This is a genomic window from Primorskyibacter flagellatus, assembly GCF_900176485.1.
GTDB classification, from domain to species: domain Bacteria; phylum Pseudomonadota; class Alphaproteobacteria; order Rhodobacterales; family Rhodobacteraceae; genus Primorskyibacter; species Primorskyibacter flagellatus.
The window spans coordinates 91,113-113,456 of record NZ_FWYD01000007.1; the positions used below are offsets into that span (position 1 = coordinate 91,113).

Sequence of the window (22,344 nt, forward strand, 5' to 3'; positions counted from 1 at the left end):
TGGAGATCTGGTTTGACGGTTAGGGCTTGATCGGCCTCTGTGTTCTCACTTTTGAGGTTTCGGGGCGTTCGCAAATCCCAACGGTTCGGCAATACCTGTGATGTTGCTACCTGCTTTGACGCCTCAAGCGGATCAGCAGCAGTTTCCGCAGGATTTCGGCGATTGTGCCAAGGACAAGGCCAAACAGGGGGTTCGCAAAGACCGTTGCGAGTGCCGTGATTGCGATAACGGGGCGACAGGACGGGCGCGCGTCGACAAGGCGACGGTTGGCAGCAAGCTCTACCGCTGCAATCAGCAGAAGCGCCCCTAGCGTGGCGGCGGGTATGGAGGACAAGGCACCATCGCGCAGCGGGGCCGGAAGCAGCGCCAGTAGCAGAAGGCTTGCCCCCAGCATGACGGGCGCGCCGCCGGTTCTTGCGCCAAAGCGATGATGTGCGGTCACTCCGCCTGCGCCATGACACATTGGCAGTGCGCCCAGAGGTGATAGCAGCAGATTGGCAGCACCGGATGTCAGGCACAGCTTGCGCGGCGTGACATGGGCGGCGGATGGTCCGAAACGATCCTGCGCCACCAGGGCGGTCAGGAAAACCGCATTGGTCAATGTCAGGGCGAACTGCGGCAATGCAAGATCGGTGACAGCCATGCGGATGTCTTTGACCGTAGGGACCGACGGCATCCAGTCGGTGCCTTGTGGCATGCTGAGTTGGACCAAATCCGCTCGACCGAATACAAGGCCCAGCACGACGCCACTCAGGATGGTTGCAAGCGCGGCATGCGTCCCGATCCTGAGGGCCGCCATGGCAATGCCCAATGACAACGCCCCGATGATCATCTGATCTTTCATAAGGCCAAGCGCAATCCAGCCAAGGGCCAGCCCCAGCCCCAGTTGCAGCCCCGACAGTACGGATTGAGGCACCAATCGCGCCAACCGGTCGATGATGCCGCTACCACCAAGAAACAAAAGCGCGCTTCCGATCAACACACCGCTGAGGGCGAGCGCGCCGGGTGTCACCTCGCTTACCAGCGCCACGGCGGCGATGGCCTTCATCGGCTGGACCGGGATCGGCAGGCGGTAAATCACGCCGGTGGCGATGTAGAAAAGTCCGAAGCTTAGCAACACATGCGGGGCTGACAGGCCAATCAAGGCAATTGACCCGATCACCAGCGGCAGCAACGTTCCGACATCGCCGAGCGCGCCATTCGCCTCGGGCAAATCGAAGCGAAACCCGTTTCCCGGATGGTCACTCATCGTGCTTCATTCGGCCGCTGCCGCTCCTGTAGGGTTCGTCACGTGCAGAGTTGTATTTGCTGATATGGCACTCTAACACCTGAAACCAAACAGAAGGAGCAGCAAATTATGAAACTGAGCGCACGGAACAAATTGACCGGAACAGTGGCTTCGATCGACAAGGGCGCGGTCAATTCGACCGTACAGATCAACCTTGGCGGCGACACAGTTGTGACGGCGATGATCACAAACGCCTCTGTCGCTGATCTGGGGCTTGAAGTAGGCAAGACGGCTCATGCGATCGTCAAGGCGTCAGATGTAATTGTGGGTGCAGACTGACAGGCCAGCGACGGCAAACAGACCTTGCGGCCAGAGGATGTCGTCTCGACCGAGACGGGGATGCCGTAGACATTGCTCAGGCTGGCATCTGTCAGCACCTCATGGGCCGAACCCTGTGCCTGTCTGACGCCGTCTTTCATCAGTAAAACCTGGGCATTCAGCGCGAAGGCCTGATCCGGATTGTGCGTCGACAGGATCACGGCGCAGCCCCGGGTGGCAACATCCTGAACAAGCCCCGCGATTTGCGCCAGAACCTGCGCCTGATTGCCGAAATCAAGGCTGGCCGTGGGTTCGTCCATGACAATCAAGGGCGCTTCCTGCGCCAGCGCACGCGCAATCAGCACAAGCTGGCGCTGCCCGCCCGACAATCGCGAATAATCCCTGTGCGCCAAACCCCCGATGCCCAACCGGTCCATCGCGTTGCGCGCGATGGCGCGATCGTTACGGCCGGGCTGCCCGAACAGGCCAAGCCGCGCGGTGCGGCCCATAAGAACAACCTCAAGCGCCTCAAAAGGAAAGGGCGGGGCATGTGCCTGTGGCACATAAGCGACCTGATGCGCGATCTCGGCACGGGTCTGTGCCGTGATCGGCTTGCCACCCAACATCACAGTGCCGGACAGGGCGGGCAACAGACCCAGAAGCGTCCGGAACAGCGTGGTCTTGCCGCACCCGTTTGGCCCCAGGAGGCACAGAATATCGCCGCTTTGCACGGTCAATTCCAGCCCAGACCCGATCCGGGTCTTGCCATAGCCGATGGATAGGCTCTGCGCCTTCAGCATCACGACCATCCGTGCCGACCGCGCGCCAGCAGCCAAACGAAAAATGGTGCGCCAATGACGGCCGTCAGGATGCCCAGGGGAACCTCGACCTGCGCGATGGTCCGTGCCAGCGTGTCGACGATCAGCAAATAGCTGGCACCGATCAGGATCGAGGCGGGCAGCAGCCTTCCAAAGCCGGGACCGACCAGCATCCGCGCGATATGCGGGATGACAAGCCCAACCCAGCCCACGACACCGGCCAGCGCCGTGACGCTTGCGGTGATCATCGTGGCCGAGGCGATGACCAAAAATCGCGTCCGCGCCACCTCTATCCCTAACGCGCGCGCCTCTTCGTCGCCAAGACTGAGAACATTGATCCGCCAGCGCAGCAAAGCCAGAGGCACCAGCCCGATCAGCACCATGGGCAGGGCAGGCAGGATGTCTTCGGTTGTCGTCGCAGCCAGAGACCCCAGAAGCCAGAAAGTGATAGCGGGCAACTGGTCGTAAGGGTCGGCGGTCACCTTGAGCAGCGATGTCGCGGCCCCAGCCAATGCGCCGATCACCACACCGATCAGCACCAAAGTCAGTGTCCGGTCGGTGTTCTGCACGAGGGCGGCAACAAGCGTGACGAAACCCACCGCAACCATGCCGCCCGCAAAGGCTGTGGCTTGGATTGCCGCTACGGGCAGAGACAGGAAGATACCGGCAACCGCCCCAAGGCCTGCGCCTGCCGACACCCCCAGAATGTCCGGCGATACCAAAGGATTGCGAAACAGCGCCTGATAGCTTGCGCCGGCAGCCGCCAGTGCGGCCCCGACCAGCAGCGCCGCCGCCACGCGCGGCAGGCGGATGTTCCAGACGACGATCTGCGCCTGCGGATCACCCCGGCCTGACAATGCCGCCAGCGTTTGGGTCGGCGTCAAACCGTAAGGCCCGATCATCACGGCCCCAAAAGCCAGCACCGCAAGACACAGCGCCAGCCCCCCGGTCAGCGTGATCGCGGGACGGTGCAGGCTTACATCGGTGATCTTCCCTGCGTCCATTCAAGGAGCCTCCCCAATTCCTCGTCACTCAGATCGACATGATAGTAGAGCTTGTAGAAGGCACGGGTGTCTTCGCGCAGATCGCCGTCCCACCGTTCGGGATAGAGCAAACCGGCCATCCAGATCAGCCCCATCATCCGATTGACCGATGGCGGCCGGTCGATCCAGCCGAAGGGTGCGGTCGGGGACAGGTGGACCCGACCGTCGCGCAGCGCGTCAATGCCTTGCCAAAGCGGATCGTCGAAAACCTTGCTGTAGAAGTTCGGATCCCATGTGACGATTGTATCGGGGTTCGCCACGATCACCTGTTCTATCGAGGATTGCACCAGCCCGCGTGTCGCACCGCCATCATCGGCGACGTTGCGCCCGCCTGCGCGTTCGATGATCTCGGTGTTGATCGAGCCTTTCATCCCGGTCTCAAGCCCATCGGGGCCACGGGCGAGATAGACACGGGGACGCTCTTCTTCGGGGACGTCCGCAAGCATCGCGTCAATCCGTTTGAACGTCGCCTCTACATCCGTCGCCAGTGCCTCGCCGCGTTCCGGAACGCCAAGCGCCTCGCCAACGATCCGCATGGCTGCGGCGGTATTCTCGAACCGTCCGTCAATCAGAAGGTAAGGGATGCCGGTCTGTTCCTGCACGCGGTTGGCGAGATCGATATAGGTGTCGCGGACCGATCCGAAATCAATGATGAGGTCCGGCTTGATCTGCAACACACGTTCCAGATTTGCCTCGCCGCCGCGTCCTGTAATGCGCCCGGTTTCAGGCAGGTCACGGTAAGGTTCGGCAATGTAGTCCTGTTCTTCCGGGCGCAAGGCGCGCGGCCAGCCGGTCAGCGCCTCGGGTTTCATGGTATAGACAAGGATCGCAGCCGGCGGACCCGCGGCGAAGACCGTGTTCACCTCGTCGGGGATTTCGACCGTGCGCCCGGCGCTGTCAACAACGGTGCGCGCCGAGGCGGGCAGGGCAAGCAGGGCGAGAACAATCAGAAGAAAGCGCATCTCAGTCACCTTTCGCGACAGCGCTTGCGTCAAAACCGTATTCGGCCAGCACCGCTTGTCCGGCGGGCGACAAGATATGCAGCGCCAGCTTCCACGCCTCTGGCGGCGCTCCGTCCAGCACGATCAAGCCGTAATCGGCACCGACCGACAGCGCCTCGGGGACTTGCACGATCTGAAGATCCGGCACTTCGGTTTTGGCGAGCACGGCATTGGTGCAATAGGTCAGGAAAATGTCAGCCTGATCACTGTCCAGCACCCAGGCATAGTTGTTCCGGCCCTCTGGCGGCTTGGCGCTGTCCGGGCCACCGGTCAGTTGCAACGCCTTTGCCTTCAGCGCATCCGCGTGGCCGCTTTTGTCAAACAGGTCGAACGCATAATCACCGGACGGATCGGCCTTGGGTGTCGATGTGCCAAGCCGTGTTTCACCATCCAGCATCACGTCCAAAAGCGTGTCAGTCGTGACCGTCACTTCGGGGCGCGCCAATGCGCACAATCTGTTGCGCGCGAACAGGGCCACCGGCCCGCCCGTGCCGGCCTGCGCCAGCGTGTCGGGGTGGCGCATGTTGGCCGACGCAAAGACATGCGCCGCCTCGCCTGCCTCGATCCTCTCGCGCATCAGCCCGGATGGGCCGAATTGCGGTGTGACCCCGGTGCCGTAAGCCTCGGTATAATCCTCAGCGAGATCGGACAGCGCGGCTTTCAGGCTGCCTGCCGCATAAAGCGAAATGTCTTCGGCCGCGGCCGGGCTTATACCACAGGCCAATATCACAGCCAGTACTGCGTTGCGGTGCATCTTGTTCTTCCCATATCCGTTTTATGATGAAACCTGTCGATCGCCCGGTTTGGGCGGGGCCTTCGGCGTAAAGGCGCAGCGGTCGGGTTTGATGTCGATCAGCGGTGTCCCGTCAAGGCAGTCCAGACCCTGCACATGCAATGTGCCGTTCTCGATCCGCAGCAGTTTGACCATGGACGTGCCAATCGGATTGGGCCGCACCGGCGAACGCAGAGCAAATGTTCCCACTGTCCGGCCGTCGCTTTTGGGGCTTTGCCGGATCAGGTCGCGGCGGCTTTTGTCCAGCCAATAAAGCACCTCGATCGTCTCGTATTCGTCCAGCCCCAGCAGCCCATCCCGCCAGATCGGATCGAGCACCAACTGGCATTCGGGTCCGTCAAGGCGGCCTTGGCGGGGGCAATCCTCGCGATCGGTCCAGGGGGTTCGGATTGTCCCGATGAACCGCAGCGTGGCGTCAGTAGCCGGTGCAAGATCGACAGTGCGCTCGTTGGGGCGCAGCTCCGCTGTCTTACTCATCGCGACCGCCGGAAATTATGCAGTAGTGTTTTCATGTCGCCTCACGGTAAAAATTGCTATTTTTCGTGACTATGCCGCCAAAATTGCAGCAAGACCAGCCTTGAACTTCTGCCATTTAGCTGCATACCTATCCATGTGACGAAAATTATGCATATAGGTGAAAGCCCTGCAAAACATCGGTGACGCCTTGGGAGTTGCTGTCGCGCTGGTGCTGTCCGGCGACGCGGATCTGTTGGAGATCGTTCTGCTGTCGCTGCGCGTCAGCCTGACGGCGACGGCGATTGCCTGCCTCATCGGTCTGCCGGTCGGAGCGCTTGTCGCGATTGGTCGCTTTCGCGGCCGGAATGCGGTGTTGATCGTGATGAATGCCCTGATGGGATTGCCGCCCGTAGTGGTCGGGCTGCTGGTCTACCTGCACCTGTCGCGCTCCGGCCCGCTGGGCTTTCTCGGGCTGCTCTACACCCCGACGGCGATGATCATCGCGCAGACAATTTTGATCACGCCCATCGTGGCGGCCTTGTCGCGGCAGGTGCTGGAGGACTTGCATGCAGAATATGCCGAGCAGTTCCGTTCGCTTTGCCTGACACGGTTGCAGGCCGTGCAGGCGCTTCTGTGGGACGCGCGCTATTCGCTTTTGACAGTCGGGCTTGCCGGGTTTGGCCGCGCCGTGGCCGAGGTCGGCGCTGTCATTATTGTGGGCGGCAATATCGATCACCTCACACGCGTGATGACAACGGCAATCGCGTTGGAAACCTCGAAAGGCGATCTGGCACTGGCGCTGGCGCTTGGCATCATCCTGCTGGTCATCGCCCTTGGCGTGAATGCAGCCGTGCAATCGGTGCGGATGACCGCTGCAAGGCAAGCCTATGTCTGACGCAGCACTCATCACGCCGATACAGGCAGCGGTCCGCGCGCAGCCCAAGGCGCTTGGGCCGCTGCAAGTGCGCGACCTGACACTGCGCTTCGGAGAGACCACCGTTCTGGACGATCTGGCGCTGGACCTTGGTACAAGCGGCTGCACCATGATCATGGGGTCCAACGGGGCCGGAAAAAGCCTGCTTCTGAAGCTGTTGCACGGTCTCATGCAGCCAACCTCTGGCCGGATCAACTGGGGTAGCCAGGCACCTTGCGAGGTGACAGCCCGGCAGGCGCTGGTCTTTCAAAAGCCGGTGCTGCTACGGCGGTCGGTGGCGGCCAATATTGATTTCGTGCTGAAATCACGCGGGAAGGACAAGGCGCGGCGGCACCGTTTGCTGGATCATGTTGGCCTGTCCCATAAGGCCGATCAGCCTGCGCGTTTGCTGTCGGGTGGCGAGGCACAGCGGTTGGCGCTGGCGCGCGCGTTGGCCACCGATCCAGAGGTTCTGTTTCTTGACGAGCCGACGGCCAGCCTTGATCCGGCCTCGGTTTTGGCGATCGAAAGCATCGTGAACGAGGCCCGCAGCCGTGGCGTCCGGATCGTCTTTGTAACCCATGATGTCGGACAGGCGCGGCGCATCGCCGATGACGTCGTGTTCCTGCATCGCGGCCGCGTTGCCGAACATAGCGCGGCGGCTGACTTCTTTCCCGAACCGCAAAGCGAAGCGGCGCGGAACTACCTGAACGGCAGAATTGTCGTCTGACACAGCAAATCTGAAATTGGGAGATACCAAATGCTGAGAACCACAATCGGAGCAACCACGCTCGCGCTGATTCTGACAGGCGCGGCGTGGGCGCAGGACCAATCCATCATCGTGCAATCCACCACCTCGACCGCGAATTCGGGATTGTACGACTATCTGCTGCCGATTTTTCAGGACAAGACCGGCATTCAGGTCAACGTGGTCGCGGTTGGCACCGGTCAGGCGATCAAGAACGCCGAGAACTGCGATGGCGATGTGTTGCTGGTGCATGCCAAAGCCTCGGAAGAGGCGTTCGTCGAGGCGGGTTTCGGCACAGAGCGCACCGATCTGATGTTCAACGACTTCGTGATCGTCGGCCCGGACGCTGACCCGGCCGGCGTCGGCGGAATGGACGACGTTCAAGGCGCGTTGACACAGATCGCAGAGAAAGGCGCGCTTTTCGCCTCGCGGGGGGATGACAGCGGCACGCATAAGAAAGAGGTTTCGCTCTGGTCCGACAGCGGTGTCGATCCGACGGCGGCAAGCGGTGATTGGTACCGCGAGACAGGCTCTGGCATGGGGGCGACGCTGAATGCCGGAATTGGCATGGGCGCCTATGTAATGACCGACCGCGCCACCTGGATCAGCTTCGAGAACAAGCAGGACTATGCCATTCAGGTGCAGGGCGATGAAGATATGTTCAACCAATACGGCGTGATCCCGGTCAGCCCGGAAAAATGCCCAGAGGTCAACGTGGACGACGCCCAGACATTCGCCGACTGGCTTTTGTCAGGCGAGGGGCAGGACGCGATCGCAGCCTTCAAAGTGGCCGATCAGCAGTTGTTCTTTCCAAACGCACCAGAGAATTGATAGTCTTGTCGGGGTGGCGACGACCGCCCCGACAAATTGAACGGATCACGATGACTGGACCTGCCTTTCCAGACCATGAGTACCTGACGGTCAAGGAACTGGCTGAATTGCTGCGGCTCAAGGAACGCAAGGTCTATGATCTTGCGGCTTCCGGGGCGGTGCCCTGCTCAAAAGCGACTGGAAAGCTGCTTTTTCCTGCGGCAGAAATCCGACAGTGGATTGAGCAGGCGCAATCCGGCAGCCTGTCCAAAACGCCAACCAGAGCAACGGTGCGCCCTCCGATCGTGCTGGGCAGTCACGATCCGCTTCTGGATTGGGCGATCCGGCAATCACGCTGTGGGCTGGCCAGCTTTTTCGATGGCTCGCTTGACGGGCTGGAACGCTTCGTTCGCGGCGAAGGCGTGGCCACAGGTCTGCATATTCACGACGCGAAAACGGATCGCTGGAATGTGCCCGTCGTTTCCGTTTCGGCCGCCGATCAGAATGCGGTGCTGATCTCCTTTGCAACACGGCGTCGAGGGCTTGTTTTTCGGACTGGAAGGGCAAAACCTGTGGGCCTGTCGGATGTGGCCGGACTGCGCATGGTTCCCCGTCAGGCGGAATCCGGCACCGATACGCTGTTCCGGGAATTGGCCGCAAAGGAAAGGCTGGACCTGTCGAAGCTGGAATTCGCCGCCTTGGCCCGCACCGAGGACGAAGCGGTTGAAGCCGTCCGGCGCGGCGATGCCGATGTCACCTTCGGGCTCGAGGCCGTCGCGCGCAGCTACGGTCTCGAATTCAGCCCAATTGTGGAAGAGCAATTCGCTCTGCTCGTCGACCGCAAGGCTTGGTTCGACGAGGCCGTTCAGAGGCTCATGGCGTTTTGCCGAACCAATCAGTTTTCAAATCGTGCCGCAGCATATGGAGGCTACGACACGAAGGATCTTGGATCGGTGATCTGGAACGCCTGAAACCTACCGAGGCCGCACCCTAGGGCGGATGCGGCGTATTCTCAGATAACGCCCAGCATCCGCATCGCTTTGGCCACACGCACAAAGCCCGCGATGTTGGCACCAAGAACATAGTCGCCGGGGGCACCATATTCATCGGCGGTTTCCGCGCAACGGTCGTGAATGCCTTGCATGATCTGTGCAAGACGCGCTTCGGTCTGGGCAAAGGTCCAGCGGTCGCGGCTGGCATTCTGCTGCATTTCCAGCGCAGAGGTCGCAACCCCGCCGGCATTTGCCGCCTTGCCCGGTCCGAACAGGATGCCCGCCTCGCGCAGGATGCGAATGGCTTCGGGGGTACAGGGCATGTTTGCGCCTTCGCCCACGGCCTGAACGCCGTTTTTCACCAAGGTCTTGGCATCTTTTCCGGAAAGTTCGTTCTGGGTGGCGGATGGCATCGCCACGTCACACGGCACATCCCAAATTGAGCCTTTGTCGACCGGAATGAAATGCACACCATCGCCCCGGCGTTTCGCGTATTCCGAGATGCGTTTGCGACAGACTGTCTTGACGTCTTGCAACAGGGCAAGATCGATCCCGTTTTCGTCGATGACATAACCGCTGGAATCCGAACATGCGATGACCGTGCCGCCGAAGGACTGCACTTTCTCGATGGTATGAATCGCGACATTGCCCGACCCTGACACCACCACGCGCTTGCCGTCGAAACTGGTTTTCCGGGTTTCAAGCATCGCCTTGGTAAAATAGGTGTTGCCGAAACCTGTGGCCTCGGTCCGGGCGCGCGACCCGCCATGGGCGAATGCCTTGCCAGTCAGAACCCCGGCTTCGTAGCGGTTGGTCAGACGCTTGTATTGGCCGAACATATAGCCGATTTCGCGCCCGCCTACACCAATATCGCCCGCAGGCACATCGGTCTGTTCGCCCAGGTGGCGATGAAGTTCGATCATCAGGGACTGGCAGAAGCGCATGATCTCGCCATCTGATCTTCCCTTGGGATCGAAATCCGCGCCGCCCTTGCCGCCGCCGATGGGCAGGCCGGTCAAGGCGTTCTTGAAGCACTGCTCAAACCCGAGGAACTTTATGATCCCCAGATTCACCGAAGGGTGGAACCGCATGCCGCCCTTGTAAGGGCCAAGCGCTGAATTGAACTGCACGCGAAAGCCACGATTGATCTGGACCTGACCTTGATCATCCACCCAGGGAATGCGGAAAATGATCTGGCGCTCGGGTTCGCAAATGCGTTCGATCAGTGCCTGTTCCAGATAATCGGGGTGTTTCGCCACGACCCGGCCAAGGCTTTCCATGACCTCGTGAACGGCTTGGTGAAATTCCGGCTCTCCGCTATTGCGCCGTAGCACTTCGGCAAGGATGGGTTGCAGCTTTTCGTCTATGCTGTTCATACTGGTTCTTTGCGTTTGGAAAGGTTTTCGTCGGACGGTGAAATTTCAGGCAATTCAGGTGTCACCTGCCCGTTTTTCAGACGTGTATTTCATCTTTCAACGCTTCGCAAGCCAGTCTCGGTCAGGATAAGATCAAGCGGGATGTCGTGGGGCTGTGGGTGGATCGTCGCAATATGTGCGGTTTCAAAGCCTATGCCTATGGCAAAGGGCTTTGGGTCCAGCGCCGCCAGTGTCCGGTCGAAATACCCGCCGCCATAGCCCAGACGAAAGCCGTCCGTCGTCCAACCGATGAGCGGGGCCAGCGTTATATCCGGCGTGACGACGGGTGCATCCGGGGGCGGGACGGGAATGTTCCAGTCACCACGCACCATGCGCGTTTCGGGGGTCCAGAGGCGGAAAGTCAGCGGGGCCGCCTTCGTCTCCACCAGGGGCAGGGCGACGGTGACGCCCGCCTCGTGCAACTCGGCCATCAGCGGGCGCAGGTCAGGCTCGCCTTTGATCGGCCAATAGGCGGAAAAAACCATGCCTTTCGCACCATCAAAACGGTCGTTGAGGATCTGTTTCAAGTGGCCCGCCAATGCCGAGCCGATTTCCGTGCGCTGCGCTACGGACAGATCCTGGCGTTCTGCGCGCAGGCGTTTGCGCTCGGCCTTGCGCCAGAGTGCGACATGCTCCGGGTTTTTCGGGTCAGTCGGGGTGTTTTTGGCGGCAGGCCCGCCGGGCGAGCTAAAGCCGCTGTTGCAGGCGAAGCTTTCGAATTTGTCACTCATGGGATGTCCTTGGGTTCGTTACGAAGGGTGGCGTCAAGGATATGCTGTGCCTGCGCGACCATGCCGCCAAGGCGGTCGGCCGCGTGCGGAATATCACTTATACGTCCGGCGCTGCGTCCGGCGAAAAGCGCCATCGCTTCAAGATCGCCGGTTGTTGTCCGCAGCGGTGAATCCGTACTGAACCGCAAACGAGGCTGATCGTCGTCCCAGGCAATCGCCTCACGCGGCAAGGTGTCAGGATCGTGACCAAGATAGTCGCCGCTCAGGCCATCCGTCACGCTGTTGGCGATCACCCGTACAGCCGCGCCTTTTGGCCAGTTGAGCACAAAAACGTCCGTCAGCACCGTGTCATCCCCCGTCGCCTCGACGATGCGGGATTTGTGATAGGGGTGGGCGAAGGATTCCCTTGTTGCCAGAAAGGCTGTCCCGCATTGCACGCCGCTTGCGCCGATTGCCAGCGCAGCCGCCAGCCCTTCGCCAGTCGCGATCCCGCCCGACACGATAACCGGCAGGTTAGACTGTGCAAGGATCTGCTCTGCCAGCGCAAATGCAGGGCTGCGTCCGTGGACATGGCCGCCCGCCTCGACACCTTGGGCGATGATCACATCCGCGCCTGCATCCTCAGCCATACTGGCGGCCTCCAACGTGCCAACCTGATGCAGCACCTGACAGCCTGCCTGCTTCACGCGGGCGACGATTTTCGGCAACACATCCCAGAAGAAACAGAAGGCAGGCACGCCAAGATCAAGGCATCGTGAAATCTGCGCATCCAGCAGCCCCGGCTCGGTCGCGGCGGGGATCAGATTGACCGCAAAGCGCCGATCGGTGGCAGCCTGCAATGCGGTGACCTCGGCAGCGATCAGGTCCGGGTCTTCGCGTACCATCCCCAGCATCCCGTAGCCGCCCGCATTGGCCACCGCCGCCGCCAGTTCCCATCGGGATACGCCGCCCATGCCGGCAAGCAGAATGGGCACATCGCAACCAAGCAGGTCGCAAACTGGCGTTCGCAATGAGATCCCAGAGTGTCTGCCTGTCATTCTTCGCCTCCTATTCGGAGCCATCCGCGCAGGTAATTCCGCAACACGATGGCATTGTTATGTTCCTCGTCCTTCGAGGCGTAAAGCAGCGTGACGACATCATCGCGCGCATATCCGGCAAGCTCGCGAGTCAAATCGTCGCGCGTGGCGAGTTCCGCTTCGTAACGTGTTCTGAATTCCTGCCAATGATCGGGATTGGCATGAAACCAGTGTCGCAACCCGTCGCTTGGTGCGATGTCCTTGCACCAGTTGAACAGGCGGGCGCGGTCTTGCGCCACGCCGCGCGGCCAAAGACGGTCAACCAGAATCCGCTTGCCATCCGACACCCGCGCTGCGCGGTAGACACGCTTGATGCGTATCCGCTCGGCCGGGGTTTCGGGGACAGGCGGGCGGGCGGGCATCAGCTGTCCTGCGTGTCTTCATCGTCGATCAGGTCAACCGCCTGCAAAGCATGGGCCCAGGCAGCACCGGCCCGCATTTCGGAGGCCACCCAGATCGCCTCCATAATCTGTTCGCCCGAGGCCCCTTCGCGGTTCGCGGCCTTGACATGGCCTTCAATGCACCATGGGCATTGGGTGACATGGGCGACCGCCACCGCGATCAGCTGCTTGGTGCGTTTATCAAGCGCCCCTTCGGCAAACACGGCCTTCGAAAACGCGCGAAACGCATCTTCGCTGTCCGGTGCCAGGGCGCGCCGCCGCTCGACAAGGGCTTTGGTTGGTTTCAGGTGATGTTGCTGGGACATGGACTGTCCTTTCATGGTTCGAGTTGCGGGAACAGGTTCAGGCCGATTGGCTTAGGACGCGTGCGCCGTGATAATCGACCGGACATCAGAGCGATCGAGAACCATCCGCGACAGATGCGCGTTCCAGTCTTCTCCCCGGTCCGCGAAGGTCGGGCCAGAAACAAAATCTTCGCGCATGTTGATATGGAATTTCTGCACAAGATCTGTCAGCTTGGCATCATTCACGCCCCGCTGCGCCAAGATCGCGGTAGTCAGCGGCGGTCGGGCGGGTATAGTCTCAGGTTCGGCGGATGACATACGATCCTCCACGATTTGAACTTGTACCGGATGCTACATCTGCTAATCTGGTATTGTAAATACCTATTTGGTAAAGCGGGATGACATGAGATTCACCTCCTTCACTGACTATGGGCTTCGTATGCTGATGCGGATGGCAAGTGCTCCCGATCAGGCGTTTTCGACCGCCGATCTGGCAAAGGAATTCAACCTGTCGCGCAACCATCTGGCAAAGATCATGCAGCGGCTTGCCCATGGCGGCATCGTCGAAACCCGGCGCGGCGCGCATGGCGGGGCCGTCTTGCGCCGCAGCCCTTCCGAGGTACGGTTGGGCGATGTCGTGATGCTGCTTGAAGAAGGTCAGGCGCTGGTAGAATGCTTTGCACCGGACGGGGGCGACTGCACGATAAACGGCTGTTGCCGGTTGAAAGCCCGGCTGCGCCACGCAGAGAACCGGTTCATCGAGGATCTGAACAAATCCACACTTCGCGATATTGCGCTGCCTGTCCGGGCAGCGGCATGACTGAAAAGGGCAGGACAACATGACTGCATCGCTTACAGTAGCAGAACGCCGAATTGGTCTGCTGATCTCTATCCTGCTGGCCTTGATGGGCCTTGTCATGGCAGCGGCGGCGGGCCACGGGGTCATGTCGTTGCATGGCTTCATGGCGCTCGCACTTGGTTTGGGACTGGCGTTCATCCTTGGCGGATCGCTTTACGAGGCCGAAGCGCCAGCCGACCGGCTGAGCCGCTATTACGACGCGCCCACCCGTTTCGGCATTTCGATGACGCTTATCTGGGCAATGATCGGGATGGCTGTCGGTGTCTGGGTTGCGGCCTTGCTCTACTGGCCCGAAGGCACGCCGGCCTGGCCCGCGACCAGCTTTGGCAGGCTGCGACCCGTCCACACGACCGGCATCATCTTCGGGTTTGGCGGCAACGCGTTGATCGCCACGTCCTTCCACGTCCTGCAACGCACATCCCGCGCGCGGCTGGCCGACTCCGTCAGCCCCTGGGCCGTGCTGATCGGCTATAACCTGTTCTGCGTCTGGGCCGTCACCGGATACATGTTGGGATCAACCCAATCCAAGGAATATGCCGAGGCCGAATGGTATGCCGACATCTGGCTGGTGGTGATCTGGGTAACATATTTCGTGCTGTACCTGCGGACGCTCGCCCGCCGGAACGAGCCGCATATCTACGTCGCCAACTGGTACTATCTGGCCTTCATCCTGGTCGTGGCCATGCTGCACATCGTCAACAATCTTGCACTCCCGGTGCAGTGGACCTCGGCAGAGAGCTTTCCGATCTGGGCCGGCGTGCAGGATGCGATGGTGCAGTGGTGGTACGGGCACAATGCCGTCGCCTTTTTCCTGACATCAGGGTTCCTCGGGATGCTCTACTACTTCCTGCCGGTCCGTTCGGGACGCCCGATCTGGTCCTATCGGCTGTCGATTGTCAGCTTCTGGGGGATCGTGTTCTTCTACATCTGGGTCGGGTCGCACCATCTGCACTACACGGCGCTGCCGTTCTGGGCCCAGACACTGGGCATGACCTTCTCGATCATGTTGCTGGTGCCAAGCTGGGCGTCGGCCGGCAATGCCATCGCCACCCTCAACGGGGCCTGGCACAAGGTGCGCGACGACGCGACCTTGCGGTTCATGTTCGTGGCGGCGGTGTTCTACGGGCTTTCGACATTCGAGGGATCGTTCCTGGCCATTCGCCCGGTCAATTCGCTGTCGCACTACACCGACTGGACGGTGGGTCATGTGCATTCCGGCACGTTGGGATGGGTCGCGATGATCGTCTTTGGCGCGATCTACACCATCGTCCCGCAGTTGAGCGGCAAGACTGACATGGCCTCGGCAACTGCGGTGGAGTGGCATTTCTGGCTGGCGGTGTCGGGCACGCTTATCTACGTCATCTCGATGTGGAACGCGGGCATCACCCAAGGGCTGATGTGGCGCGCCTACGAGGAAAACGGCGCGCTGTCCTACAGCTTTGTTGAATCGGTCGAGGCAATGGCACCCTATTACCTGCTGCGCACAATCGGCGGCGGGCTGTTTCTGGCAGGGGCGGTGATCTGCGCCTGGAATTGCCGTGTCACGATGCGCAGAGCGGTGGGACATGCCACCGACCGCCCACTAGTCGCGCAACCGGCGGAGTGAACCCATGTTGAAACTGCATTACAATCTCGAAAAGATCTCCATGGGACTGGTCGCGGCGATCATCCTTGCCGCATCTGTCGGCGGAATCGTCGAGATCGCGCCGCTCTTCACCATCGACGAGACGGTTGAGTTGCCCGATGATCTGCGCCCGCACACGCCGTTGGAACTGGCCGGTCGCGAAATCTATATCCGCGAAGGGTGCTATGCCTGTCACAGCCAGATGGTGCGCAGCCTTGCCGATGAGCTGGACCGTTACGGCCCCTATTCGCTGGCATCAGAGAGCGCATATGACCATCCGATGTTGTGGGGGTCCAAGCGGACCGGCCCGGATCTGGCCCGTCTGGGCGAAAAATATTCCGATGCCTGGCATGTGGCGCATCTGATCAATCCGCGCGACGTCGTCCCGGCATCGATCATGCCATCCTATCCTTGGCTTACACGGTCGCTGGATACGGAACTGTTGTCCCCGTCGCTGGCCACGCTGGCCCGTCTTGGTGTCCCTTACGACGAGGCGATGATCGCGGCGGCCGACGCTGATGCCGCAGCGCAAAGCCGCCCCGACAGCGACGCGATGGACGGATTTATTGAACGCTACGGCGAGCGGCCCGCAGCCCGCGACTTTGACGGCGATCCGTCGCGCCTGACAGAGATGGATGCGGTTGTGGCCTATTTGCAGTCGCTTGGCACGTTGACAGACGCGCCCTATCAAATCCTGACGGAGGGTGGACAATGACCCATGATACGCTTGTGTACCTGTCCAAGACCGTCGGCCTGATCTGGCTGATGGGGTTTTTCGTGATCGTTGTCATTCGCGCTTACAACCCGTCGCGCCGCGCGGCGCATGACAGGGCGGCGCGTTCCATTTTGAAGGAGCAGCGCAGCGATGAGTAATACCACCGATCCCAAAGAGCTGCCCGGTGCCGATCCCAAGACTGGTGAGCGCGCGATTGATCCCGTCAGCGGCTACGATACCACCGGCCACGATTGGGGCGGCATCACCGAACTGAACACGGCATTTCCGAAAATCGTGATCTGGGCGCTGATCGTAACCCACGTTTACGCAGTGATTGCGTGGATCCTTCTTCCCGCATGGCCGACCGGCAACAGCTATACGCCCGGACTTCTGGGGCTGGACCAAGGCGAGCAGGCGATTGAGGGCTATCAAAACCTTACCGACAATCGCCAGAACTGGATGTCGCGCTTTGAAAGCGCAGAGTTCGATGCTCTGCAATCCGACGACGCCTTAATGGCCCTCGCGATGCCTGCCGCCTCGCGGTTGTTTGCGGATAATTGTGCGGCCTGCCACGGGACCAACGGGGAAGGCGGGCCCGGATTCCCGGCCCTTACCGATAATGCCTGGTTGTGGAGCGGCGATCCCGAGGAGATCGCTCTGACGCTTCATCACGGGATCAACACCGAAGACCCCGATACGCGCTACGCGGAAATGCCTGCCTTTGACTGGATGGACCGGTCAGAACGCGCATCGCTTGCGCAATTTGTTGCAGATTTGCCGGACGGCTCTGTCGATTTCGAAAGCCCGGCTGGCATCCTGTTCACCGAAAACTGTAGTTCCTGCCATGGTGAAGCCGGTGAAGGGGGCCTTGAGATCGGCGCGCCCTCATTGACCGACACATCCGTGATCTACGGGCAGGATGTGGACACGGTCATGGCAACGCTGAAACAGGGCCGTATGGGTGTGATGCCCGCCTGGTCCGGCCGGTTGTCCGACGCCGAGATCAACCTTCTGACCGTCTATGTCGCGCGGCTTGGCGACGATGCCGGTGATCCGCAATGACACGATCTGCGCAAAAATGGCTGGCAATCGGGGCGTCTCTGACGGCCGTGACGCTGTTCATCGGAGCGAATGCGCATCTTTTGACCGTTGCCCTGCGATCGCAACCCGAATGCCGCGAAGCCGCAGGAATGATGCCTGCCAAGCGCGCCTGCTGAAAAGGAGACAGCGATGCTGGAACCACTACCGACCGTCCGCAAGCCGGACCGCCCTGCATCGCCCTATGCGCGCAACCTGCCGGAATCCTCTGCTATGGACTGGTTGGCAAAGGGCTGGCGTGACCTGCGGATGGCTCCTGTGTCCAGCCTTGCCTACGGGCTGATCCTGACGCTGATTTCCTATGCCGTCCTCTGGGCCCTGTACGCCAGTCAGCTACTGTATCTGGCGCTGCCTGCAATCGCGGGGTTTCTTATTGTTGGCCCGTTTCTGGCCATCGGACTTTATGAAAAAAGCCGCCGACAGACGCAGGGGGAACGGGCGGACTTTTCCACCATGGTGGTATTTCGTCCGGCCTCGGGGGGGCAGTTGGCCTATGCGGGATTGATGCTGGGTCTGCTCATCCTGTTCTGGCTTCGAGCAGCTGACCTGCTTTATGCGTTGTTTTTCGGGCTGAAACCCTTCCCCGGGGCGGCGGATGCGCTTGCCAACGCCTTCACGACGTTTCGAGGCTGGGCGCTGATCGTCACCGGCTCTTTCGTCGGAGCGTTGTTCGCAGGTTTTGCCTTTGCGATCAGCGTATTTTCCATTCCGATGCTGGTGTCGCGCAGAACCGATGCGCTGACCGCGATTGGTCAGAGCTTTGTCATGACCCTTCAGAATCTTCGCCCGATGCTGGGCTGGGGTCTTATCGTTGCGCTTGGTCTGGCGCTGTCGCTTGTGACGGGACTGATCGGGTTGATCGTCGTCTTTCCGGTTCTGGGACACGGCACATGGCACGCCTATCAGGCGATTGCCGGAGAGGGGACATGAGCCTGATGCTGCTTATACCCTTGTCGATCAGCCTGGGCTTGATGGGCCTTGCTGCCTTTTTCTGGGCGTTGTGGAACGACCAGTTCGATGATCCCGAGGGTGCCGCATGGCGCGTCATACGCACAGAAGACCCACCTGATACGGAAGGAAAAACCGATGACAAGCTGGCTGCCGACACTGAAGACCGCGACGCCCGAAGAAGGCTATGATCTTGCCGTCAAACTCTCGCGGGTGGCGGTCAAGCTGACACAACCGGATGCAGAGGTTCGCGACAGGTTGCGCCCGGTTTATGCCGAGGATTCCGACGCGCTGATCGCGGCCAGTCAAGTGGTCGCGACGCATTTCGCCACCGTGGCCGCCGCCAATGATTTCTGGCGAGACAAGTTATGACCAAGGTCGAGCGGAACGGGGATCAGTTCATCGTGGACGCGGAAGTCCTGTCCAAAGCGTTTGATCTGCCGCCCGAAGAAATCCGTACCCGCATGCAAGATGGTCAGATTACATCTCTGTGCGAAGCAGGGGCCGACGCGGATGCCGGTCGTTGGCGATTGACGTTTCGCCACGAAGGCCGCGCCTTTCGTCTGGTCGTCGATGAGAGCGGTGAAATTCTCAGCAAAAGCGCTTTTCCGGTCGGCCCGTCGAGCGCAACACCGCAGACAAAAACCGCAATTGGCGTGACATCCGGACGCAAGGAAAGCTGAGCACGCGAAAATATCGGCAACCAAGGGCAACGCCGATTGGGTGCCGTACCGTCTCATGGACTCCTTTGCTGACGGTTTTGGCTATTTGTGGAAGTCTGTAAAACTGACGCTTCAATCCATGTTCAGGTCATGGACATTCTTGCCGACCGAGGATTATCTGTTCTACGGGGTGCCTCTGTCAGGTCGGCAGGCGCGCTTTTAAAAAAATGCTCGATCTCGGGAGGAAACATAATGGATCGTCGTTCTTTCATTCGCAAGGCAGGTGTTCTGGGCGCGGGCGCAGCCGCGACAACCCTTGCCGCACCGGCTGTTGCCCAAGGGAACATCACTTGGCGTATGGTCACAACCTGGCCAAAGAATTTCCCTGGACTGGGCGTTGGTGCGCAACGTATGGCGGATCGTATCACCGCGGCGTCGGGCGGGCGGCTGACCATTCAGGTTTTTTCGGCAGGCGAGCTGGTTCCGCCGCTGCAATCCCTGGACGCCGTCATCGACGGTACCGCCGAAATGAGCCACGGTGCGGCCTATTACTGGCAGAACAAATCACCGGCCCTGTCGTTTTTCACCGGCGTGCCATACGGGATGACTACACCCGAATTGACTGCGTGGGTTCGCTACTTGGGTGGGCAAGAGATCTGGGACGAGATCTATGACCAGTTCGGTGTTCAGGGCTTCTTGTCGGGCAACACGGGCACCCAGACAGGTGGTTGGTTCCGCGAAGAACTGAAAAGCGTCGAAGACGTTAAAGGCGTCCGGTTCCGGACGCCGGGTTTGGGTGGCCGTGTCTGGGAAAAATTGGGCGCAACGGTGACCAATATGGCCGCGGGCGAGATTTTCCAGGCATTGCAATCGGGCACGCTGGACGCCGCGGAATTTGTGGGACCCTACAACGATCTGGCGCTAGGCTTCCACCAGGTTGCCAAGAACTATTACATGCCGTCCTTCGTTGAATCCGGTCTGGCGACAGAGCTTGTCGTGGACAAGAAGAAGTATCAGGAGCTGCCGGACGACTTGCAGGCGATCATCCGTGATGTCAGCCAGGCGGAGTACGAACAGGTTGCCTCTGACTTCATCGCCAACGATCCGCGTGCGCTGAAAACTCTGGTTGATGACCATGGTGTGATCGTGCGCAACTTCCCTGACGACATCATGGAAGCGGGTGCCAAAGCGTCGGTCGAGGTTGTCGAGGAACTGCGCAACAGCGACGACCCGCTGGTGAAGAAAACCACGGAAAGCTTCATCGAGGCGCTGAACCTGGTGCGGACACGGACAGAAAACATCGACGCGCCTTATGTGATGGCACGCGAAAAGTACCTCAAGTACTGATCACTGCAATACCGCGAAATGAAAACGCCCGGTGTCTCCACCGGGCGTTTTTCTGTTCTGCCAGCCTAGCCCGCGATCAATCGCGGCAACCAGGTGACAATTTCAGGAAACGCAAACAGGATTGCGATTGCCACGACCTGAAGCATCACAAACGGAAGAATGCCCTTGTAGATCGCGCTGGTCGGCAGCTCGGCGGGGGCCACACCGCGGAGATAGAACAGCGCAAAGCCGAAGGGCGGCGTCAGGAAAGAGGTTTGCAGGTTCACGCCTACGATCACGCCTAGCCACACCGGATCGACGTCCAGCGCCAAAAGCACCGGTGCGGTGATCGGAATCACGATAAAGATGATCTCGAACGTGTCCAAGATGAACCCCAGGAAGAACATGATCAGCATCACAACCGCAACTGCGGCCATTGTCCCGCCCGGCAGGTTGCTGAGGAACTCATGCACAAGGTTGTCCCCGCCCATCATCCTGAACACCACCGAAAAGACCGAGGCGCCCAGCAGGATCACGAAAACCATGCTGGTGATCGTGGCGGTGGAAATCATCGTTTCCCGCAATATCGTGAAGGACAGCCGCCAGCGCAGGGCCGCAAGGACCATCGCACCCACGGCACCCACAGAGGCCGCCTCTGTCGGGGTGGCGATACCGCCAAGGATAGAGCCGAGAACCGCGAGGATAAGCAAAAGCGGCGGCACGAGGGCGACAAGAACCTCGCGCAGCAGCCCACCCTTTTCCTCGGCCGGAACCGGGGTTGCCGGGCAAGACGATGGATCGGTCACAGCTTTGAACAGAACAAAAGCCAGATACAGCGACACCAGCAGCATTCCGGGCAGCAACGCACCGGCAAACAGATCACCGACCGAAACCGGCGTGGGCGCAAAGTTGCCCTTGGCCATCTGGACCTGACTGTTGATACCGGACAGCATATCGCCCATGAAGATCAACACGGTCGAGGGCGGGATGATCTGGCCCAAAGTGCCGCTGGCACATATGACACCGGTGGCAAGTTTCGGATTATATCCGGCGCGCAGCATCGCGGGCAGTGAAATCAGGCCCATCGTGACCACCGTGGCCCCCACAACCCCCGTCGAGGCCGCCAGCATCGCCCCGACCAGCACCACAGAGATCCCCAGTCCTCCGCGCATGTTTCCGAAAAGCTTGCCCATGGTCAGCAAAAGCTGTTCGGCAATCTGGCTGCGTTCCAGCATCACCCCCATGAAAATGAACAATGGCACAGCGACAAGGACTTCATTCGTCATAAAGCCGATATAGCGGTTTGGTAGCGAACCGAAATTTGACGGATCGAAAACGCCGTAAGCTATCCCGACGCTGCCGAACAACAGCGAAACCCCGGCCAAAGTGAAAGCTACCGGAAAGCCCAGAAGCAAAAAGCCGATCACGCCGAAAAACATCAGCGCGGCGAGAATCTCGCCAATCAACACCGGATCCATCAAGCGGCTCCCTTCGGGAGTTCAGGCACTTTCGCGTCAGCCCTGTATTCAATCGACTTCGGGACCAGATGGGCATTGCCGCTTAAGACCAGAACCGACCGTATGGCCATCGCCAGACCTTGCAGCGCGATCAGGGCGGCAAACCCGATGATGAACGATTTCAGGATATAGAGGCCCGGCATCCCGCCGACATTCGCCGACGCTTCGTGGTAGCTCCAAGCACGCTGCACGAAGGGCATGGAATATTGGTAAACGACCCAGGTAAATGGTAGCAGAAACAGGAACACACCGATCAGGTCGGTCAATGCCCGCGTTCGCATGCGGGCCGGACGATAGAATATGTCGACGCGGACGTGATCGTCGCGCAGCAGCGCGAAGCCGGCCACGGCAGTAAACATCGCCCCGTTCAGCCAGATATAAAGATCTTGCATCCAGACGTAACTGATGGCGAAAAGGTAACGCTGCACGACCACGGTGAAGCATACGACAACGATGGCCAGAGACAGCCACGCGAATGTCTTGCCTATGATCAGATTAACGGCGCAGATAATTGCGGCTATGCCAGCGAGAAAACGCACAGCTTCCCTTTCTTCGATTTCGACCGATC

General features: G+C 60.2%; 30 protein-coding genes. 16 read left to right on the top strand and 14 right to left on the bottom strand.

All coding sequences use genetic code 11. The features are described 5' to 3' along the window. Window positions 1-106: 106 nt before the first annotated feature. The gene (locus B8991_RS11455) at window positions 107-1,249 is read right to left on the bottom strand and encodes a putative sulfate/molybdate transporter (protein ID WP_084353128.1); all 1,143 of its coding nucleotides are present in this window, start codon (window positions 1,247-1,249) and stop codon (window positions 107-109) included. Window positions 1,250-1,357: 108 nt separating this feature from the next. Between B8991_RS11455 and B8991_RS11460 the strand changes: the two genes are divergently transcribed. After that, window positions 1,358-1,567 carry a TOBE domain-containing protein gene (locus B8991_RS11460; RefSeq protein WP_084353129.1) on the top strand — a complete coding sequence of 70 codons (210 nt, stop codon included), beginning with the start codon at window positions 1,358-1,360 and terminating at the stop codon, window positions 1,565-1,567. Here the strand turns inward: B8991_RS11460 and B8991_RS11465 are convergent. From B8991_RS11465 to tsaA, 5 genes are read right to left on the bottom strand one after another with little or no spacing between them, the layout of a single operon-like run. Continuing rightward, on the bottom strand, window positions 1,522-2,346 hold the full coding sequence (locus B8991_RS11465; protein WP_179141472.1) for an ABC transporter ATP-binding protein: 825 nt from the start codon (window positions 2,344-2,346) through the stop codon (window positions 1,522-1,524). The two genes, B8991_RS11460 and B8991_RS11465, sit on opposite strands and share 46 nt — an antisense overlap. Continuing rightward, window positions 2,346-3,368: a FecCD family ABC transporter permease gene (locus tag B8991_RS11470; RefSeq protein WP_179141473.1), complete on the bottom strand. Its 1,023-nt coding sequence runs from the start codon at window positions 3,366-3,368 to the stop codon at window positions 2,346-2,348. The genes B8991_RS11465 and B8991_RS11470 overlap by 1 nt, the downstream gene beginning before the upstream one ends. Next, window positions 3,341-4,369 (bottom strand): iron ABC transporter substrate-binding protein, encoded by a 1,029-nt coding sequence (locus tag B8991_RS11475; RefSeq protein ID WP_143514568.1) that lies wholly within the window; start codon window positions 4,367-4,369, stop codon window positions 3,341-3,343. The genes B8991_RS11470 and B8991_RS11475 overlap by 28 nt, the downstream gene beginning before the upstream one ends. Window position 4,370: 1 nt before the next feature. After that, window positions 4,371-5,162, bottom strand: coding sequence for a molybdate ABC transporter substrate-binding protein (locus B8991_RS11480; protein ID WP_084353130.1), 792 nt, complete (start codon window positions 5,160-5,162; stop codon window positions 4,371-4,373). A 21-nt stretch (window positions 5,163-5,183) separates the two neighbouring features. Then, entirely contained in the window at window positions 5,184-5,678 is a 495-nt protein-coding gene (gene tsaA, locus B8991_RS11485; RefSeq protein ID WP_084353131.1) for a tRNA (N6-threonylcarbamoyladenosine(37)-N6)-methyltransferase TrmO, read from the bottom strand. Window positions 5,679-5,844: 166 nt separating this feature from the next. Between tsaA and B8991_RS11490 the strand changes: the two genes are divergently transcribed. The 4 genes from B8991_RS11490 to B8991_RS11505 are packed head-to-tail and all read left to right on the top strand — an operon-like array spanning window position 5,845 to window position 9,099. Next, window positions 5,845-6,552, top strand: coding sequence for an ABC transporter permease (locus B8991_RS11490; protein WP_084353178.1), 708 nt, complete (start codon window positions 5,845-5,847; stop codon window positions 6,550-6,552). Next, window positions 6,545-7,300: an ATP-binding cassette domain-containing protein gene (locus tag B8991_RS11495; RefSeq protein ID WP_084353132.1), complete on the top strand. Its 756-nt coding sequence runs from the start codon at window positions 6,545-6,547 to the stop codon at window positions 7,298-7,300. The genes B8991_RS11490 and B8991_RS11495 overlap by 8 nt, the downstream gene beginning before the upstream one ends. Window positions 7,301-7,330: 30 nt before the next feature. After that, window positions 7,331-8,149, top strand: coding sequence for an ABC transporter substrate-binding protein (locus B8991_RS11500; RefSeq protein WP_084353133.1), 819 nt, complete (start codon window positions 7,331-7,333; stop codon window positions 8,147-8,149). Between the two features lie 50 nt (window positions 8,150-8,199). Then, window positions 8,200-9,099 carry a helix-turn-helix transcriptional regulator gene (locus B8991_RS11505; RefSeq protein ID WP_084353134.1) on the top strand — a complete coding sequence of 300 codons (900 nt, stop codon included), beginning with the start codon at window positions 8,200-8,202 and terminating at the stop codon, window positions 9,097-9,099. 41 nt (window positions 9,100-9,140) lie between these two features. On the opposite strand, the gene gdhA is transcribed toward B8991_RS11505, so the two are convergent. The 6 genes from gdhA to B8991_RS11535 form a co-directional block, all read right to left on the bottom strand. Continuing rightward, complete coding sequence (gene gdhA / locus B8991_RS11510) at window positions 9,141-10,496, bottom strand: NADP-specific glutamate dehydrogenase (protein ID WP_084353135.1); 1,356 nt, start codon at window positions 10,494-10,496, stop codon at window positions 9,141-9,143. Window positions 10,497-10,585: 89 nt separating this feature from the next. Then, window positions 10,586-11,266, bottom strand: coding sequence for a 5-formyltetrahydrofolate cyclo-ligase (locus B8991_RS11515; protein WP_084353136.1), 681 nt, complete (start codon window positions 11,264-11,266; stop codon window positions 10,586-10,588). After that, window positions 11,263-12,303 (bottom strand): NAD(P)H-dependent flavin oxidoreductase, encoded by a 1,041-nt coding sequence (locus tag B8991_RS11520; protein ID WP_084353137.1) that lies wholly within the window; start codon window positions 12,301-12,303, stop codon window positions 11,263-11,265. The genes B8991_RS11515 and B8991_RS11520 overlap by 4 nt, the downstream gene beginning before the upstream one ends. After that, entirely contained in the window at window positions 12,300-12,704 is a 405-nt protein-coding gene (locus tag B8991_RS11525; RefSeq protein ID WP_084353138.1) for a DUF488 domain-containing protein, read from the bottom strand. Before B8991_RS11525 ends, B8991_RS11520 begins: the two co-directional genes overlap by 4 nt. After that, on the bottom strand, window positions 12,704-13,048 hold the full coding sequence (locus B8991_RS11530; protein ID WP_084353139.1) for a carboxymuconolactone decarboxylase family protein: 345 nt from the start codon (window positions 13,046-13,048) through the stop codon (window positions 12,704-12,706). The genes B8991_RS11525 and B8991_RS11530 overlap by 1 nt, the downstream gene beginning before the upstream one ends. Before the next feature lie 51 nt (window positions 13,049-13,099). Continuing rightward, a complete protein-coding gene (locus B8991_RS11535) occupies window positions 13,100-13,345 on the bottom strand; it encodes a hypothetical protein (protein WP_084353140.1) in 246 nt (81 codons plus the stop codon). 85 nt (window positions 13,346-13,430) lie between these two features. Here B8991_RS11535 and B8991_RS11540 point away from each other — a divergent pair, with 85 nt between their 5' ends. The 11 genes from B8991_RS11540 to B8991_RS11585 all read left to right on the top strand — a co-directional run bounded on the left by B8991_RS11540 (window position 13,431) and on the right by B8991_RS11585 (window position 20,280). Beyond that, window positions 13,431-13,847, top strand: coding sequence for an RrF2 family transcriptional regulator (locus B8991_RS11540; RefSeq protein WP_084353141.1), 417 nt, complete (start codon window positions 13,431-13,433; stop codon window positions 13,845-13,847). A 19-nt stretch (window positions 13,848-13,866) separates the two neighbouring features. Beyond that, window positions 13,867-15,492 (top strand): cytochrome-c oxidase, cbb3-type subunit I, encoded by a 1,626-nt coding sequence (gene ccoN, locus B8991_RS11545; protein ID WP_084353142.1) that lies wholly within the window; start codon window positions 13,867-13,869, stop codon window positions 15,490-15,492. A 4-nt stretch (window positions 15,493-15,496) separates the two neighbouring features. After that, the gene (ccoO, locus tag B8991_RS11550) at window positions 15,497-16,225 is read left to right on the top strand and encodes a cytochrome-c oxidase, cbb3-type subunit II (RefSeq protein ID WP_084353143.1); all 729 of its coding nucleotides are present in this window, start codon (window positions 15,497-15,499) and stop codon (window positions 16,223-16,225) included. After that, window positions 16,222-16,383, top strand: a complete 162-nt coding sequence (locus B8991_RS11555; protein WP_084353144.1) for a cbb3-type cytochrome oxidase subunit 3 — start codon at window positions 16,222-16,224, stop codon at window positions 16,381-16,383. The genes ccoO and B8991_RS11555 overlap by 4 nt, the downstream gene beginning before the upstream one ends. Further along, window positions 16,376-17,287 carry a cytochrome-c oxidase, cbb3-type subunit III gene (ccoP, locus tag B8991_RS11560; RefSeq protein WP_084353145.1) on the top strand — a complete coding sequence of 304 codons (912 nt, stop codon included), beginning with the start codon at window positions 16,376-16,378 and terminating at the stop codon, window positions 17,285-17,287. Before B8991_RS11555 ends, ccoP begins: the two co-directional genes overlap by 8 nt. Further along, a complete protein-coding gene (locus B8991_RS21460) occupies window positions 17,284-17,442 on the top strand; it encodes a hypothetical protein (protein ID WP_179141474.1) in 159 nt (52 codons plus the stop codon). The genes ccoP and B8991_RS21460 overlap by 4 nt, the downstream gene beginning before the upstream one ends. A 13-nt stretch (window positions 17,443-17,455) precedes the next feature. After that, window positions 17,456-18,253, top strand: coding sequence for a DUF2189 domain-containing protein (locus B8991_RS11565; RefSeq protein ID WP_084353146.1), 798 nt, complete (start codon window positions 17,456-17,458; stop codon window positions 18,251-18,253). Beyond that, window positions 18,250-18,462: a cbb3-type cytochrome oxidase assembly protein CcoS gene (ccoS, locus tag B8991_RS11570; RefSeq protein ID WP_084353147.1), complete on the top strand. Its 213-nt coding sequence runs from the start codon at window positions 18,250-18,252 to the stop codon at window positions 18,460-18,462. The genes B8991_RS11565 and ccoS overlap by 4 nt, the downstream gene beginning before the upstream one ends. Beyond that, on the top strand, window positions 18,410-18,643 hold the full coding sequence (locus tag B8991_RS11575; RefSeq protein ID WP_084353148.1) for a hexameric tyrosine-coordinated heme protein: 234 nt from the start codon (window positions 18,410-18,412) through the stop codon (window positions 18,641-18,643). The genes ccoS and B8991_RS11575 overlap by 53 nt, the downstream gene beginning before the upstream one ends. After that, complete coding sequence (locus B8991_RS11580; RefSeq protein WP_084353149.1) at window positions 18,640-18,954, top strand: DUF6522 family protein; 315 nt, start codon at window positions 18,640-18,642, stop codon at window positions 18,952-18,954. The genes B8991_RS11575 and B8991_RS11580 overlap by 4 nt, the downstream gene beginning before the upstream one ends. Window positions 18,955-19,185: 231 nt before the next feature. After that, window positions 19,186-20,280 (top strand): TRAP transporter substrate-binding protein, encoded by a 1,095-nt coding sequence (locus B8991_RS11585; protein ID WP_084353150.1) that lies wholly within the window; start codon window positions 19,186-19,188, stop codon window positions 20,278-20,280. A 65-nt stretch (window positions 20,281-20,345) separates the two neighbouring features. Here B8991_RS11585 and B8991_RS11590 read toward each other — a convergent pair whose 3' ends face one another. Then, a complete protein-coding gene (locus tag B8991_RS11590) occupies window positions 20,346-21,737 on the bottom strand; it encodes a TRAP transporter large permease (RefSeq protein ID WP_084353151.1) in 1,392 nt (463 codons plus the stop codon). After that, a complete protein-coding gene (locus tag B8991_RS11595) occupies window positions 21,737-22,315 on the bottom strand; it encodes a TRAP transporter small permease subunit (protein ID WP_084353152.1) in 579 nt (192 codons plus the stop codon). Before B8991_RS11595 ends, B8991_RS11590 begins: the two co-directional genes overlap by 1 nt. Window positions 22,316-22,344 lie beyond the last annotated feature (29 nt).

Coding starts and splice junctions, on each gene's coding strand:
- ccoO (WP_084353143.1), top strand. CDS start 15,497: ATGTTGAAACTGCATTACAATCTCGAAAAGATCTCCATGGGACTGGTC.
- B8991_RS11555 (WP_084353144.1), top strand. CDS start 16,222: ATGACCCATGATACGCTTGTGTACCTGTCCAAGACCGTCGGCCTGATC.
- B8991_RS11475 (WP_143514568.1), bottom strand. CDS start 4,369: ATGCGCTTTCTTCTGATTGTTCTCGCCCTGCTTGCCCTGCCCGCCTCG.
- B8991_RS11495 (WP_084353132.1), top strand. CDS start 6,545: ATGTCTGACGCAGCACTCATCACGCCGATACAGGCAGCGGTCCGCGCG.
- ccoN (WP_084353142.1), top strand. CDS start 13,867: ATGACTGCATCGCTTACAGTAGCAGAACGCCGAATTGGTCTGCTGATC.
- B8991_RS11455 (WP_084353128.1), bottom strand. CDS start 1,249: ATGAGTGACCATCCGGGAAACGGGTTTCGCTTCGATTTGCCCGAGGCG.
- B8991_RS11515 (WP_084353136.1), bottom strand. CDS start 11,266: ATGAGTGACAAATTCGAAAGCTTCGCCTGCAACAGCGGCTTTAGCTCG.
- B8991_RS11505 (WP_084353134.1), top strand. CDS start 8,200: ATGACTGGACCTGCCTTTCCAGACCATGAGTACCTGACGGTCAAGGAA.
- B8991_RS11500 (WP_084353133.1), top strand. CDS start 7,331: ATGCTGAGAACCACAATCGGAGCAACCACGCTCGCGCTGATTCTGACA.
- gdhA (WP_084353135.1), bottom strand. CDS start 10,496: ATGAACAGCATAGACGAAAAGCTGCAACCCATCCTTGCCGAAGTGCTA.
- tsaA (WP_084353131.1), bottom strand. CDS start 5,678: ATGAGTAAGACAGCGGAGCTGCGCCCCAACGAGCGCACTGTCGATCTT.
- B8991_RS21460 (WP_179141474.1), top strand. CDS start 17,284: ATGACACGATCTGCGCAAAAATGGCTGGCAATCGGGGCGTCTCTGACG.
- B8991_RS11540 (WP_084353141.1), top strand. CDS start 13,431: ATGAGATTCACCTCCTTCACTGACTATGGGCTTCGTATGCTGATGCGG.
- B8991_RS11530 (WP_084353139.1), bottom strand. CDS start 13,048: ATGTCCCAGCAACATCACCTGAAACCAACCAAAGCCCTTGTCGAGCGG.
- ccoP (WP_084353145.1), top strand. CDS start 16,376: ATGAGTAATACCACCGATCCCAAAGAGCTGCCCGGTGCCGATCCCAAG.
- B8991_RS11565 (WP_084353146.1), top strand. CDS start 17,456: ATGCTGGAACCACTACCGACCGTCCGCAAGCCGGACCGCCCTGCATCG.
- B8991_RS11480 (WP_084353130.1), bottom strand. CDS start 5,162: ATGCACCGCAACGCAGTACTGGCTGTGATATTGGCCTGTGGTATAAGC.
- B8991_RS11470 (WP_179141473.1), bottom strand. CDS start 3,368: ATGGACGCAGGGAAGATCACCGATGTAAGCCTGCACCGTCCCGCGATC.
- B8991_RS11580 (WP_084353149.1), top strand. CDS start 18,640: ATGACCAAGGTCGAGCGGAACGGGGATCAGTTCATCGTGGACGCGGAA.
- ccoS (WP_084353147.1), top strand. CDS start 18,250: ATGAGCCTGATGCTGCTTATACCCTTGTCGATCAGCCTGGGCTTGATG.
- B8991_RS11575 (WP_084353148.1), top strand. CDS start 18,410: ATGACAAGCTGGCTGCCGACACTGAAGACCGCGACGCCCGAAGAAGGC.
- B8991_RS11590 (WP_084353151.1), bottom strand. CDS start 21,737: ATGGATCCGGTGTTGATTGGCGAGATTCTCGCCGCGCTGATGTTTTTC.
- B8991_RS11520 (WP_084353137.1), bottom strand. CDS start 12,303: ATGACAGGCAGACACTCTGGGATCTCATTGCGAACGCCAGTTTGCGAC.
- B8991_RS11585 (WP_084353150.1), top strand. CDS start 19,186: ATGGATCGTCGTTCTTTCATTCGCAAGGCAGGTGTTCTGGGCGCGGGC.
- B8991_RS11460 (WP_084353129.1), top strand. CDS start 1,358: ATGAAACTGAGCGCACGGAACAAATTGACCGGAACAGTGGCTTCGATC.
- B8991_RS11525 (WP_084353138.1), bottom strand. CDS start 12,704: ATGCCCGCCCGCCCGCCTGTCCCCGAAACCCCGGCCGAGCGGATACGC.
- B8991_RS11465 (WP_179141472.1), bottom strand. CDS start 2,346: ATGCTGAAGGCGCAGAGCCTATCCATCGGCTATGGCAAGACCCGGATC.
- B8991_RS11535 (WP_084353140.1), bottom strand. CDS start 13,345: ATGTCATCCGCCGAACCTGAGACTATACCCGCCCGACCGCCGCTGACT.